This is a genomic window from Streptomyces sp. NBC_00989 (assembly GCF_045162655.1).
Taxonomy (GTDB): domain Bacteria; phylum Actinomycetota; class Actinomycetes; order Streptomycetales; family Streptomycetaceae; genus Streptomyces.
In genome coordinates, this window is the sequence record NZ_CP108728.1 from 8,189,842 (window position 1) to 8,202,379 (window position 12,538).

General features: G+C 70.8%; 12 protein-coding genes. 6 read left to right on the plus strand and 6 right to left on the minus strand.

Annotated features, from left to right (window positions below; translation table 11 throughout):
* Window positions 1-69 precede the first annotated feature (69 nt).
* Window positions 70-540 carry a multiprotein-bridging factor 1 family protein gene (locus tag OG714_RS36600; protein ID WP_406127550.1) on the plus strand — a complete coding sequence of 157 codons (471 nt, stop codon included), beginning with the start codon at window positions 70-72 and terminating at the stop codon, window positions 538-540.
* Window positions 503-1,621, plus strand: a complete 1,119-nt coding sequence (xerC, locus tag OG714_RS36605; RefSeq protein ID WP_406127552.1) for a tyrosine recombinase XerC — start codon at window positions 503-505, stop codon at window positions 1,619-1,621. The genes OG714_RS36600 and xerC overlap by 38 nt, the downstream gene beginning before the upstream one ends.
* Before the next feature lie 3 nt (window positions 1,622-1,624).
* Here xerC and glnA read toward each other — a convergent pair whose 3' ends face one another.
* Complete coding sequence (glnA, locus tag OG714_RS36610) at window positions 1,625-3,034, minus strand: type I glutamate--ammonia ligase (RefSeq protein WP_393042592.1); 1,410 nt, start codon at window positions 3,032-3,034, stop codon at window positions 1,625-1,627.
* A gap of 198 nt (window positions 3,035-3,232) precedes the next feature.
* Between glnA and OG714_RS36615 the strand changes: the two genes are divergently transcribed.
* The 3 genes from OG714_RS36615 to OG714_RS36625 all read left to right on the plus strand — a co-directional run bounded on the left by OG714_RS36615 (window position 3,233) and on the right by OG714_RS36625 (window position 5,765).
* Window positions 3,233-3,703 carry an RDD family protein gene (locus OG714_RS36615; RefSeq protein WP_406127554.1) on the plus strand — a complete coding sequence of 157 codons (471 nt, stop codon included), beginning with the start codon at window positions 3,233-3,235 and terminating at the stop codon, window positions 3,701-3,703.
* A gap of 212 nt (window positions 3,704-3,915) precedes the next feature.
* The gene (locus OG714_RS36620; RefSeq protein ID WP_406127556.1) at window positions 3,916-5,088 is read left to right on the plus strand and encodes an acyl-CoA dehydrogenase family protein; all 1,173 of its coding nucleotides are present in this window, start codon (window positions 3,916-3,918) and stop codon (window positions 5,086-5,088) included.
* 167 nt (window positions 5,089-5,255) lie between these two features.
* A complete protein-coding gene (locus tag OG714_RS36625) occupies window positions 5,256-5,765 on the plus strand; it encodes a flavin reductase family protein (RefSeq protein ID WP_019064485.1) in 510 nt (169 codons plus the stop codon).
* A 96-nt stretch (window positions 5,766-5,861) separates the two neighbouring features.
* Here the strand turns inward: OG714_RS36625 and OG714_RS36630 are convergent, their stop codons facing one another.
* The 4 genes from OG714_RS36630 to lipB all read right to left on the minus strand — a co-directional run bounded on the left by OG714_RS36630 (window position 5,862) and on the right by lipB (window position 8,951).
* A complete protein-coding gene (locus tag OG714_RS36630) occupies window positions 5,862-6,569 on the minus strand; it encodes a DUF4191 domain-containing protein (protein WP_393753239.1) in 708 nt (235 codons plus the stop codon).
* A 59-nt stretch (window positions 6,570-6,628) separates the two neighbouring features.
* The gene (locus tag OG714_RS36635) at window positions 6,629-6,829 is read right to left on the minus strand and encodes a hypothetical protein (RefSeq protein WP_019064487.1); all 201 of its coding nucleotides are present in this window, start codon (window positions 6,827-6,829) and stop codon (window positions 6,629-6,631) included.
* Between the two features lie 253 nt (window positions 6,830-7,082).
* The gene (gene lipA / locus OG714_RS36640) at window positions 7,083-8,048 is read right to left on the minus strand and encodes a lipoyl synthase (RefSeq protein ID WP_020684297.1); all 966 of its coding nucleotides are present in this window, start codon (window positions 8,046-8,048) and stop codon (window positions 7,083-7,085) included.
* Window positions 8,049-8,153: 105 nt separating this feature from the next.
* Window positions 8,154-8,951: a lipoyl(octanoyl) transferase LipB gene (gene lipB, locus OG714_RS36645; RefSeq protein WP_406127559.1), complete on the minus strand. Its 798-nt coding sequence runs from the start codon at window positions 8,949-8,951 to the stop codon at window positions 8,154-8,156.
* Window positions 8,952-9,234: 283 nt separating this feature from the next.
* Between lipB and OG714_RS36650 the strand changes: the two genes are divergently transcribed.
* A complete protein-coding gene (locus OG714_RS36650; RefSeq protein ID WP_406127560.1) occupies window positions 9,235-10,671 on the plus strand; it encodes a regulator in 1,437 nt (478 codons plus the stop codon).
* A 103-nt stretch (window positions 10,672-10,774) separates the two neighbouring features.
* Here OG714_RS36650 and OG714_RS36655 read toward each other — a convergent pair whose 3' ends face one another.
* Window positions 10,775-12,379, minus strand: a complete 1,605-nt coding sequence (locus OG714_RS36655) for an FAD-dependent oxidoreductase (protein ID WP_406127562.1) — start codon at window positions 12,377-12,379, stop codon at window positions 10,775-10,777.
* Window positions 12,380-12,538: the final 159 nt, after the last annotated feature.

Consider the following 12,538-nt stretch of genomic DNA (forward strand, 5'->3'; position numbering starts at 1 on the left):
GACCTTCACTCAACGATGACTCACGCTAGCACCGTTGATCGCACGGAGGGAAGTAGGTACCTTCATCACGTGCAGATCGATGAGCTCGGATCAGACTTCGGCGCCCTGGTACGCAAGGCCAGAGAGGCGCGTCAGTGGACGCAGGCGGACTTGGCGGCAAAGCTCAGCGCCCTACTGGGGCGGGAGGTTCCGACGCTCGCCATCACCCGTACCGAGTCCGCGAAGCGCCCCGTGCCTCTCGCAGAGGTGGCGGGCCTAGCACAACTGCTCAACCTGGAGATTGATCCTCTGCTGAATCCGGCGCCGGTCCGTGGATCGCGTGATGAACTCGCGCAGCGCGCAGACGAGGTGCGCGAGCAGATCAATCAGTTGCACAGCGAAGAGGTGCAGCTCATGGCCGCCCATGCCTCGACGAATCAGCAGTTGCGAATGGCGCGCACCCGGAAAGACGACCTTGAGCGCGAGCTGCAGGCGCTTGAGCGGGCGAGCAGGAAGGACGCCGATGGCAAGCAAGAACATAGCGAAGCGCCCGAACGGTAAGTGGCGGGCCCGGTACAGGGACCTGGCCAACAAGGAGCATGCCCGGCACTTCGCCCGGAAGCTCGACGCCGAGCGCTGGCTCGACGAGGTCACGGCCGCGCTGGTCACGAACACCTACGTCGACCCGCGAGAGCGGAAGCTGACGGTCGACCAGTGGTGCGACCTGTGGCTTGAGTCCTACGCGAAGCGCGTGTCGACCGTGCGGCAGGCGAAGGTGCATCTGGCGCAGATCCGCGAGGAGTTCGGCCCGCTGCCCCTGATGGCCGTCGACGAGATGGCCGTAAAAAAGTGGATGGCCCGGCTGCTCCGGGAAGGCGCGGCGCAGTCGTACCGCTTCGCTCTGCACAGCCGGCTGTCGCAGGTGATGCGGGCCGCGGTACGTGCGAAGAAGATCACAGCGAATCCCTGCTCACGGGAGACGTCACCGGGCGGGGGTAAGCAGCGCCCCTATGTCTGCACGGACGCACAACTCTGGGCACTGTACGAGGCGGCCGAGGGGAAGTACCGGCCCGCGCTGCTGCTGGGGGCGTTCGCCGGCCTGCGGATCGCCGAGGCGTGCGGGCTGCGCCTGGTCGACGTCGACCTCGATGCGCGGACCGTGACGCCAACGGTGCAGTACCCGGCGGAGCCACTGAAGACCGAGTCGAGCGTGGCGGCCGTGCCGATCCCGGACCTTTTCGTTGGGGAGCTCAAGCGGCTGCTCGACGGGCGCACGGACGGGTGGGTCCTGCCCGACGACGAGGGCGCGCAGTTGGGCCCGTGGAAGATCGAGCGGCACATGCGCCGGATTCGCAAGCAGGTGCCGGGGCTGTCCCCGGAGTTCCGGTACCACGACCTCCGGCACTACTACGCGAGCATGCTCATCGCGAGCGGGGCGGACGTGAAGATTGTGCAGCAGAGGCTGCGGCACTCGAAGGCCACGACGACGCTGAACACTTACGGTCACCTCTGGCCCGACTCGGACCAGTCGACCCGGACGGCCGTCGAGCGTGCCATGGGACCCTTGATCAACAAAACTGCGGACCCCCTGCGGACTGTCGAAGAGTCCGCAGGGGGTCCGTCCAGCGTAGAGCCCTGTTGATCTTTACACGTCGAAGTAGAGCTCGAACTCGTGCGGGTGCGGACGCAGCTGCAGCGGCGCGATCTCGTTCGTGCGCTTGAAGTCGATCCACGTCTCGATCAGGTCGGACGTGAAGACGTCGCCCGCGAGGAGGAACTCGTGGTCGGCCTCAAGGCGGTCGAGGACGGCCGGGAGGGAGGTCGGGACCTGGGCGACGCCCGCGTGCTCCTCGGGGGCCAGCTCGTAGAGGTCCTTGTCGATCGGCTCGGCCGGCTCGATCTTGTTCTTGATGCCGTCCAGGCCCGCCAGGAGGAGCGCGGAGAAGGCGAGGTACGGGTTGCCGGAGGAGTCGGGCGCGCGGAACTCGACGCGCTTGGCCTTCGGGTTGGAGCCCGTGATCGGGATACGCATCGCGGCGGAGCGGTTGCGCTGCGAGTACACCAGGTTGACCGGCGCCTCGAAGCCCGGCACCAGGCGGTGGTACGAGTTCACCGTCGGGTTGGTGAACGCGAGCAGCGACGGGGCGTGCTTGAGGATGCCGCCGATGTAGTAGCGGGCCATGTCCGACAGACCCGCGTAGCCGGCCTCGTCGTAGAAGAGCGGGGTGCCGCCCGCCCACAGGGACGAGTGGACGTGCATGCCCGAGCCGTTGTCGCCGAAGATCGGCTTCGGCATGAAGGTCGCGGTCTTGCCGTTGCGCCAGGCCACGTTCTTCACGATGTACTTGAAGAGCTGGAGGTCGTCGGCCGCGGCGAGCAGCGTGTTGAACTTGTAGTTGATCTCGGCCTGGCCGGCGGTGCCCACCTCGTGGTGCTGGCGCTCGACCTGGAGGCCGGACGCGGCCAGCTCCAGGGAGATCTCCGCACGCAGGTCGGCGAAGTGGTCGACCGGCGGGGTCGGGAAGTAGCCGCCCTTGTAGCGGACCTTGTAACCGCGGTTGTCCTCGACCGCACCGGTGTTCCAGGCGCCCGCCTCGGAGTCGATGTGGTAGAAGGACTCGTTCGCCTTGGTCTCGAAGCGCACGCTGTCGAAGACGTAGAACTCGGCCTCGGGACCGAAGTACGCGGTGTCGGCGATGCCGGTGGAGGCGAGGTACGCCTCGGCCTTCTTCGCCACGTTGCGCGGGTCACGGGAGTACTGCTCGCCCGTGATCGGGTCGTGGATGAAGAAGTTGATGTTGACCGTCTTGTCGCGGCGGAAGGGGTCCACGCGCGCGGTCGACAGGTCGGCGCGGAGCGCCATGTCGGACTCGTGGATGGCCTGGAAGCCGCGGATCGAGGAGCCGTCGAAGGCGAGTTCCTCGTCCGGGTCGAAGGCCGTCGCCGGCAGCGTGAAGTGCTGCATCACACCCGGCAGATCGCAGAATCGGACGTCGACGAACTTGACGTCCTCGTCCGCGATGAACTTCTTGGCCTCGTCGGCGTTCTGGAACATCCAGCTCCTCCTACTCCCGACCGTCCGTGCCGGGGTGGTAGTTCGTTCGTGCGGCCAGTGCGGTGGCACACGCTGGACCCGACCTTAGGGACGGGGGATTTCTCAGGCGTGACCCATTTGTTTCGCCCAAGTTAACCGGTCTTGGGCCGCCTGGCCCCTCCTGTCCGCATGGCAGAACGCGGGCAGTACCGTGGACGGGTGGACAACAGGGATGCAATCGGATCGTGGCTCTCCGGGCCCCGCGAGGCCGCGGAGCGCGCAGGTGTCGACTTCGGATACCGCGGCGAGCAGCTCGGTCTGCCCGAGCAGGGCCCCGGCTCGATCGCCCGCCCGGGCCGCCGCTTCGGCGCCCTCGCCGTCGACTGGGCCCTGTGCCTGTTGATCGCATACGGCCTGCTCACCCACGGCTACAAGCCGGGGTCGACCGGCAACTGGGCCCTCCTCGTCTTCTTCGTCCTCAGCGCCGTCACGGTCGGCACGATCGGCTTCACCCCGGGCAAGCGCCTCTTCGGCCTCCGCGTCATCGCCCTCGACTCCGGCCGCCCCAACCCCCTCCGCGCCCTGCTCCGCACCGCCCTCCTGTGCATCGCGATCCCGGCCCTGATCTGGGACCGCGACGGCCGCGGCCTGCACGACCGGTTCGCGCGCACGGTAGAGGTCCGGATCTAGCAGCAGTTCTACGACAGAGCCGCAGTTCTACGACAGAGACAGAGCCCCGGTCCTACGACAGAGGGGGCGCCCGGGACGATCTCCGGGCGCCCCCTTTGGCGTGCCGGGTGGGTGACGGTGGGGCTGCTACGGCCCGGGGTCCGGGAGCGGGCGGGCCGGGGCCGGGACACTGGCGCCGTTCCCGACGGAAGTGGTGGGCAGTGGTGGGCAGGATGGCAGCAGGCGACAAGTCGACGATCGTGACCCGGGCGCCGATGGTCGCCGAGATCGCGGCCCGGTACGCGGAGGAGGCGGAGAGCGCCCGGCGGCTCTCACCGCAGGTGATCGAAGGGGTACGGGACGCCGGGTTCGCGCGGCACTTCGTACCGGTGGCGCATGGCGGCGAGGCCGGTGGTTTCGCCGAACTGACCGCCGCGGTCGGCCTGGTGGGGGAGGGCTGCACGTCCGCGGCCTGGGCTGCCTCGCTTGCCGCCTACGCCGGGCGGTACGCGGCGTTCCTCCCCGAGGAGGGCCAGGCGGAGATCTGGGCGGACGGCCCGGACATCCTGCTGGCCGGTGCGCTCATGCCGTCCGGCAAGGCGGAACCCGTGGCCGGCGGCTGGCGGCTGAGCGGTGAGTGGAAGTACATCAGCGGGGTCCACTTCGCCGACTGGGCGCTGGCCTGCGCGGCCGTCCCCGCCGAGGGCCCGGTGGACCCCGACGCGCGCCCCGAGGTGCGGTTCTTCGCCGTACCGCGGGCGGACTTCTCGATCGAGGACAGCTGGTTCACCGTAGGGATGCGCGGGACGGGCAGCGACACCCTGGTCCTCTCCGACGCCTTCGTGCCCGAACACCGCACCCTGGCCCGCTCGGTGGTGCACGCGGGCCGGGCCCCCGCCTCGGACGCCCGCTGCCACATCGTCCCGATGCACGCCGTGAACGCGCTGCCGTTCGCCGCCCCGCTGGTCGGCGCCGCCCGGGGCGCGCTGCGGGCCTGGATCGCGCGGACCGGTTCCCGCGTCGACCGCCGCGGGCAGGCCGTGGGCGAGAAGCCCTCGACCCAGGTCGCGCTGGCCCGCTCCGCCGCGGAGGTGGACGCCGCCGAACTGCTGATCCTCCGTACGGCGGCGATCGCCGACGGCACGGCGGAGCACCCGCCGGGGGGTGAGGCCGCGGTCCGGGGCGCCCGGGACCTGGCGCTCGCGGTAGAGCTCCTGGTCTCGGCCGTCGACCGCGTCTTCCGCGCCGGCGGCACGTCCGGCCAGTCCTCGTCCGACCCGGTCCAGCGCTTCTGGCGCGACGTGAACAGCGCCGCGTCCCATGTCGCGCTCTCCTTCGAGACGACGGGCGCGGCCTACGGCGCCTGGGCGCTTTCCGGCGAGGAGAAGGCCGGGGCCGTGCGCTGAGTCGGCCTGGCGCTCCGGTCCCGGTTGCCGGTCGGGGGCGCTGCCCGCATAGTCGATCTGGACCCGGGTGGCGGTCCCGATCACTGTCGGTGAGCCGCTTCCGAGGCTGCCCCGAGGCTGCTGAACCCGCGGTGGCCTCCGCGAGGCCCGACAGGTGGTGCACCGTCATGCCGGAGCGTCAGGAAGTACTGGAAACCGCACGAGCGGCGGTGGCGCCGGAGGAGTTCCGGGCCGCGATGGCCCGCTTCCCCTCGGGTGTCGTGGTCGTCACCACGTGCTGCGAGGACGGAACCCCGCGCGGTTTCACGGCCAGCTCCTTCTGCTCGGTCTCGCTGGAACCGCCGATGGTCCTGGTCTGCCTGGCGAACTCCGCCGACTCGGCGCCGTCGTTCGGCCACTGCGACCGCTTCGCCGTGAGCGTGCTGGCCCCGGCTCACCGCCCGCTCGCCGTGCGCTTCGCGACCAAGGGCACCGACAAGTTCGCGTCGGGCGGCCTGCGCACCAGCCCCGACGGCCTGCCCACGGTCGACCGAGCCCTCTCCGAACTGGACTGCACCGCCCACGCACGACACCCGGCCGGGGACCATACGGTCCTGATCGGCCGGGTGACGGGAGTGCGACTGGGGGAGGGCTCCCCGATGGTGTATTACGACCGGGGGTTCAGGACCTTGGCCTGATGCGCCTGATGTGCCTGATACGGCGGACCTGACATGACTGAGGGGCGCCCGGATCTGATCCGGGCGCCCCTCAGTCGTAGAAACCGTGTGTGCGGCTCAGCGGGCCTTGCCGCCGCCGCCCTTCGGGAGCTTCATGCCCTTCGGCATCGGGCCCTTTGGCAACGGCATGTTGCTCATCAAATCGCCCATCGCGCGCAGGCGGTCGTTGGTCGCCGTCACCTGCGGGCCGGTCAGGACCCGCGGCAGCTTCAGCATCGTCGTGCGGACCTTCTTCAGCGGGATCTGGCCCTCGCCCGTGCCGACCATCACGTCGTGCACCGGGACGTCCGCGACGATGCGGTTCATCTTCTTCTTCTCGGCGGCCAGCAGGGACTTCACCCGGTTCGGGTTGCCCTCGGCGACCAGCACGATGCCGGCCTTGCCGACCGCGCGGTGCACCACGTCCTGGCTGCGGTTCATCGCCACCGCCGGAGTCGTCGTCCAGCCCCGGCCGATGTTGTCCAGTACCGCCGCGGCCGCGCCCGGCTGGCCCTCCATCTGCCCGAAGGCCGCCCGCTCGGCCCGGCGTCCGAAGACGATCGCCGACGCGAGGAAGGCGAGCAGGAGGCCGAGAATGCCGAGATAGATGGGGTGACCGAGCAAGAAGCCGATCGCGAGGAAGACACCGAAGGTGACAATTCCGACAGCCGCGAGTACAAGACCGATCGTCTTGTCGGCCTTGCGCGTCATCTTGTACGTCAGGGCGATCTGCTTGAGTCGCCCGGGGTTCGCAGCGTTTTCCGCTGTCGTGTCCTTCCTCGCCATGCGGGGAAGTCTACGTGCCCGCGGGAGCGCCGACGACGGCGGTGCCCGCAGGATGGGGATCAGGAGTGCGAGGTGAGGGCCTGCTCGATGACGAGCTGGGCCTCGACCCGGTCCTTGGCGCGGCGGCGGTCCTCCAGGACGGAGGTCCACGCGTTGCGGCGGGCGGTGCGCTGGCCGCTGCTCAGCAGCAGCGACTCGACCGCGCGCAGGGCGTCGGTGACGGACGGGATGGCGGTGGCACGGACGGGCGCGGCCTGCATCGTGGAGGTCCCCCCTCGGAACGGCTCTGGGTATGGGTCTACGTGCTGTAAATGCAGTGTCACTGTTTGGTGTTACCAGGGCGTGACCGACCGGTCAAACGCCAATGAAGCCTTGATGCGCTGGGCCGAAATGCTGACGCGGCCCTGATGGACGCCCTCAACTGCGAGGACGGTCAGGACCGCGTCTATGAAGGGTGTTACCCGCCGGTAGTCACTTGTGCGCGAATTCACACAGGGTGCGGGCAGGTCAGGATCACACCGCCTGCGAGGCCACGTACGCGCCCCGCTTCTCGATCGCCATCTGGTAGAGGCGCCCGGCGCGGTACGACGAGCGCACCAGCGGGCCGGACATGACGCCGGAGAAGCCGATCTGGTCGGCCTCCTCCTTCAGCTCGACGAACTCGTGCGGCTTCACCCAGCGCTCCACGGGGTGGTGCCGTACGGACGGCCGCAGGTACTGCGTGATGGTGACCAACTCGCAGCCCGCCTCGTGCAGTTGGCGCAGCGCCTCGCTGACCTCCTCGCGGGTCTCGCCCATGCCGAGGATCAGGTTCGACTTCGTGACCAGGCCGTAGTCGCGGGCCTCGGTGATGACCTTGAGCGAGCGGTCGTAGCGGAAGCCGGGGCGGATGCGCTTGAAGATGCGGGGGACCGTCTCGACGTTGTGCGCGAAGACCTCGGGGCGGGAGGAGAAGACCTCGGCGAGCTGCTCCGGGACCGCGTTGAAGTCGGGGGCGAGCAGTTCGACCTTGGTGCGGCCGGCCTCGCGGGACTCCGTCTGCTGGTGGATCTGGCGGACCGTCTCGGCGTACAGCCAGGCGCCGCCGTCCTCCAGGTCGTCGCGGGCGACGCCGGTGATCGTGGCGTAGTTGAGGTCCATCGTGACCACGGACTCGCCGACCCGGCGCGGTTCGTCGCGGTCCAGGGCCTCGGGCTTGCCGGTGTCGATCTGGCAGAAGTCGCAGCGCCGCGTGCACTGGTCGCCGCCGATGAGGAAGGTCGCCTCGCGGTCCTCCCAGCACTCGTAGATGTTGGGGCAGCCGGCTTCCTGGCAGACCGTGTGCAGGCCTTCGCTCTTCACGAGCGCCTGCATCTTCGTGTACTCGGGACCCATTTTCGCCCGGGTCTTGATCCACTCGGGCTTGCGCTCGATGGGGGTCTGGGCGTTCCGGACCTCCAGGCGCAGCATCTTGCGTCCGTCTGGGGTGACTGCGGACACATCGGCTCCCTGTAGCTTCGATTCTTCGGCGTACACCAGGGTACGCCCGTGATTTCAGGCCCCCGCCTTGAGGCCAACCTCAGAGCGGAAAGTCACATTCCCGGGTCAGGCGGTCGCCTTCTCGATCTCCCGCGGCTTCAGGTCCGCGTGTTCCAGTACGTCCTTCAGGTGCCGCTCGACGATCGGCAGGACCTCGTCGATCGTGACGTCCCGGCCCAGCTCGTCCGCCAGCGAGGCCACCCCGGCGTCGCGGATCCCGCAGGGGATGATCCGGTCGAACCACCTGTTGTCCGGGTTCACGTTCAGGGCGAAGCCGTGCATGGTGACGCCCTTGGCGACGCGGATGCCGATCGCGGCGATCTTGCGGTCCTCGCGGCGCTGGCCGGCGTTCGAGGGGGCGTACTCCGGGCCGTTCATCCGGGGGTCGAACTCCTCGTCGTGCAGCCGGGGATCGAAGTCCAGGGAGAGTCCGCCGAGCTTGGGGCGTTGCTCGACCGGATCGCCGAGCACCCACACCCCGCTGCGGCCCTCGACCCGGCTGGTCTCGACGCCGAACTCCGCGCACACCCGGATCAGCGCCTCCTCCAGGCGTCGTACGTGCGCGACGACGTCCACGGGGCGGGGCAGCTGCTGGATCGGGTAGCCGACGAGCTGGCCGGGGCCGTGCCAGGTGATCTTGCCGCCGCGGTCGACGTCGATGACGGGGGTGCCGTCGAGCGGGCGCTCGTTGTCCTGGGTGCGGCGGCCCGCCGTGTAGACCGGCGGGTGTTCGAGGAGCAGCACGGTGTCGGGGACCTCGTCCGCGAAGCGGGCCGCGTGCACCCGGCGCTGCTCGTCCCACGCCTCCTGGTACTCGACGGCGTCCGCGCCGAAGCCCATCCGGACGAACCGCAACTCACCCACGGCAAGCGCCTCCTCAGCAGCACCTATGAGTCGTAAGGCACGAAACATGCCTACGCCACTGTACGACCGACCACTGACAGCGCTCCGGGCGGCCGGGACCGTCAGCCCTACGACCAATCCTCACACGATCGGATGAATGCACGTCGGAATGTGCGACGGGATGCTTACGCTCCGCTACATTCGCGCCGTTCACGAGGCCAAAAGGGCTGCTCACAGGCAATCCGGGCAGACAGTGGCCGCATCGGCCTCTGTGAGGCCCGAAAGGCAGGAGACCGCACCGCAGATGACGGAACGACCCGCGCAGCGCACTCCCAACCGTCAGCTCGCCGCGCTCATCGCAGAAGCGGGGTTCTCCAACGCAGGTCTCGCCCGTCGCGTGGACCAGCTCGGTCTGGAGCACGGACTCGATCTCAGATACGACAAGACATCCGTCACCCGGTGGCTGCGCGGACAGCAGCCCAGAGGTACCACGCCCGCCCTCATCGCCGAGGTCTTCACCCGGCGGCTCGGCCGCCGGCTCACCGCCCAGGACCTCGGGCTCGACGCCTGCGCGCCGGTGTACGCCGGGCTCGAATTCGCCGCGACCCCCGAGGAGGCCGTCGACATCGTCAGCGGGCTGTGGCGCAAGGACTCCGGCAGCCACGCCGAACTGCGCAAGATCGCCTTCACCCCGGCCGGGCTCGTGGTGCCCAGCCGGGACTGGCTGATCGGCCGCGCCGACGACCGCGTCGGCCGCGCCGAACCCGCGAACCGGGTGCCCCCGCAGGGCCGCCCCGCCGTACCCCGCCAGCGCGGCCAGGCCGAGCGCGGCCCCGGCCAGAAGGTCACCGGCGGCGACATCTCCGCGCTCCGCTCGGTCGGCGAACTCTTCCGCACCCTCGACAACGCCTACGGCGGCGGCCACGCCCGCCAGGCCCTCGTGCGCTACCTGGAGCACGAGACCGAACCGATGCTGCGCGGCACCTACGGCGAGCAGACCGGCCGGCGCCTGTTCGCCGCGGCCGCCGACCTCACCCGGCTCGCGGGCTGGACGTCGTACGACATCGCCGCGCACGGGCTCGCCCAGCGGTACTTCGTGCAGGCGCTCCGGCTCTCACAGGCGGCGGGGGACCGGGCCTACGGCTCGTACGTGCTCATGACCATGAGCCGGCAGGCCGTCTACCTCGGGCACGGGCGCGAGGCCGTACAGCTCGCGCGGGTCGCGCAGCAGGGGGTCGGGACCAGCGCGCCGCCCGTCGTGCAGGCGCTGCTGCACTCCGTGGAGGCGCGGGCGCACGGGGTGCTCGGGGAGGTGCGGGCGTGCACGTCCGCGCTCGTCCGGGCCGAGCGCTCCCTCGAAACGGCGCGCGCCGGGGACGAAGTGCCGTACTGGGCGCGGTTCTTCGACGAGGCGCAGCTCGCCGACGAGTTCGGGCACGCGCACCGGGATCTGCAGCAGTTCCGGGCCGCCGCGCAGCACGCGGAGCGGTCGTTGCAGCTGCGCGCGCCCGCCTTCGCCCGGAGCCGGCTCTTCTGCCGGGTCGTTCTCGCCTCCGCCCGGCTCGGGCTCGGTGAGCTCGATCAGGCCTGTGCGTTGGGGGCGGAGGCGGCGGGGCAGGCCGTGGAGATGCGGTCGGTGCGGGCGGTCGAGTATGTGCGGGACTTCGAGCGTCGGCTCGAGCCGTACAAGGACGCGGCGCCGGTGCGGGGGTATCGCGACAAGGTCGCCGCGTTCGGGTGAGGTGGGCGCCGGGTGGGCGGGACAGTGCGGCTCCGTTGTGGCTGGTCGCGCCCACGCGGCGGAGCCGCATATCGATACAGCCCCGCGCCCCTTCGGGGGCGCTTCAGGCGGCCTGTGTTGTTGGCAGCGGGTCTGCCTGGTGCATTGAGCCCTCCGCGCCCAGGTCCGTCAGGATCGCCGTCGACGCCCGGTGTCCCGAGTGCAGCGCCCCCTGCACCGTGCTCGTGTCCCGGTGGTCGCCGCAGACGTACAGGCCGGCCAACAGGCGTACGGGGCGCCGTAGATCGTGCGGTGGGCGCATGACGGGCACGGCCGTGGCGGTGTGGTGGACGGCGAGGGTCTCCCAACGGGTGGTCGAGGTGCCGTAGAGGCGCGACAGGTGCATGCGTACGGCGGTCTCGACGTCCGGTGGGGGAGGGCCGAGGACCGTTGAGGAGACGAGTGCGCGGCCGGCCGGGGCGCGGCTCGGGTCGATCTCGCTGACGATCGCCGTGTGGGCGACCGGGCCGCCGCGGTCGGAGTCCAGGAGCAGGGCGGCTCCGGTCGCGGGCGGGTCGTCGGTCGTGTGGTGGACGACCGTCACCGGGTGGAAGTCGGGTACACGCAGGCCGGGCAGGAGTTCGGCCGCCGCGCGCGCGTCCGTCGCGACCAGGACCGCCCGGCAGTGGATCTCGCCGTGCTCGGCGGTGGTCACCGACGTCGTGGATACGGCCGTCACGCGTACGCCGGTGTGCACGGTGCCCGGCGGCAGCGCGGCGGCGAGCACCTCGGGCAGCATCTCCGCGCCGCCCTCCGGCAGGCACAGCCGCCCGCCCGCGAAGGCGCGCAGCGCGAGGTCCGCGCACCGGCTGGAGGTGGTCAACTCCGGGTCGCACAGCAGCGCGGCGAGCAGGGGGCGCAGGAAGCCGTCGACGGTGCGCGCGGGTACCCCGCGGGCGGCGAGTGCCTGCCCGGCGGCCAACTCGGGCCGGGCGAGGAGGCGTTCGACCGGCGTCGCCGCGAGGCGCGTCAGCGCGGTGCCGAGCCGGGCCTGGTCGACGGGGCCGCCGAGCGGGGCACCGGCCCGGGACCTGGGTATGGCCGAGGCCGTCCGGGCGACCGCGGTCCGGTCCTTGAGGGCGGGCCCGCCCCAGGAGGAGTCCGCACGGTCCCCGGGGGAGGCACCGGCCCGGTCGCCGAGTGTCGCCCCGATCCTTGAAAGGCCCTCCGTGCCTCCGGGTGCCGCCGCGGCCCAGGCGACGCCGCCGCGCCCCCTCGCCGTCGGGCCGCCCCAGAAGGAGCCCCTTCGTGTCGCCCCGCCCCACGCGGACCCCGTCCGTACCCTCGGTACCGCCGCCACCCGAGGGGCGCTCGCCAGGGCGCGTACCGCGTGGAGTGCGCCCCACGCGCTTCCTCCGGGCGCCGGGGTGCCCGCACGGTGGTGGCGGCCGTCGCTGTGGAGGAGGACCCCCGGCGCGAAGGGGCGCAGCACCAGGGCGTCGAGGCCCGGGGTCAGGCGTAGTTCGGGGTACGAGGTGGACAGGAACTGTCCGATCCGGTCGAGCCGGAACCCGTCGACCTTCTCGGTCGACATACGGCCCCCCACGTAAGGGGCGGCCTCCAGGACTGCGGTCGTTACTCCTGCGCTGATCAGCCGATGCGCCGCGGCGAGTCCGGCGACCCCGGCCCCCACGACGACTACGTCCGCCTGGTACGCGGGCTCAAGCACGTGCCCCTCCTCGAGGTTGCGCGGCCGGTGGAGACGTCATGCCCCCAACAGCCTCCAGGGATACCCGAGTTCGGGTCGAGGTTAGGGCCGTGATCGGTCAACGGGAGTCGCGCATACACAGGGCACGGTCGCACGGCGGTCGCATGCGGTCGCCGAGAG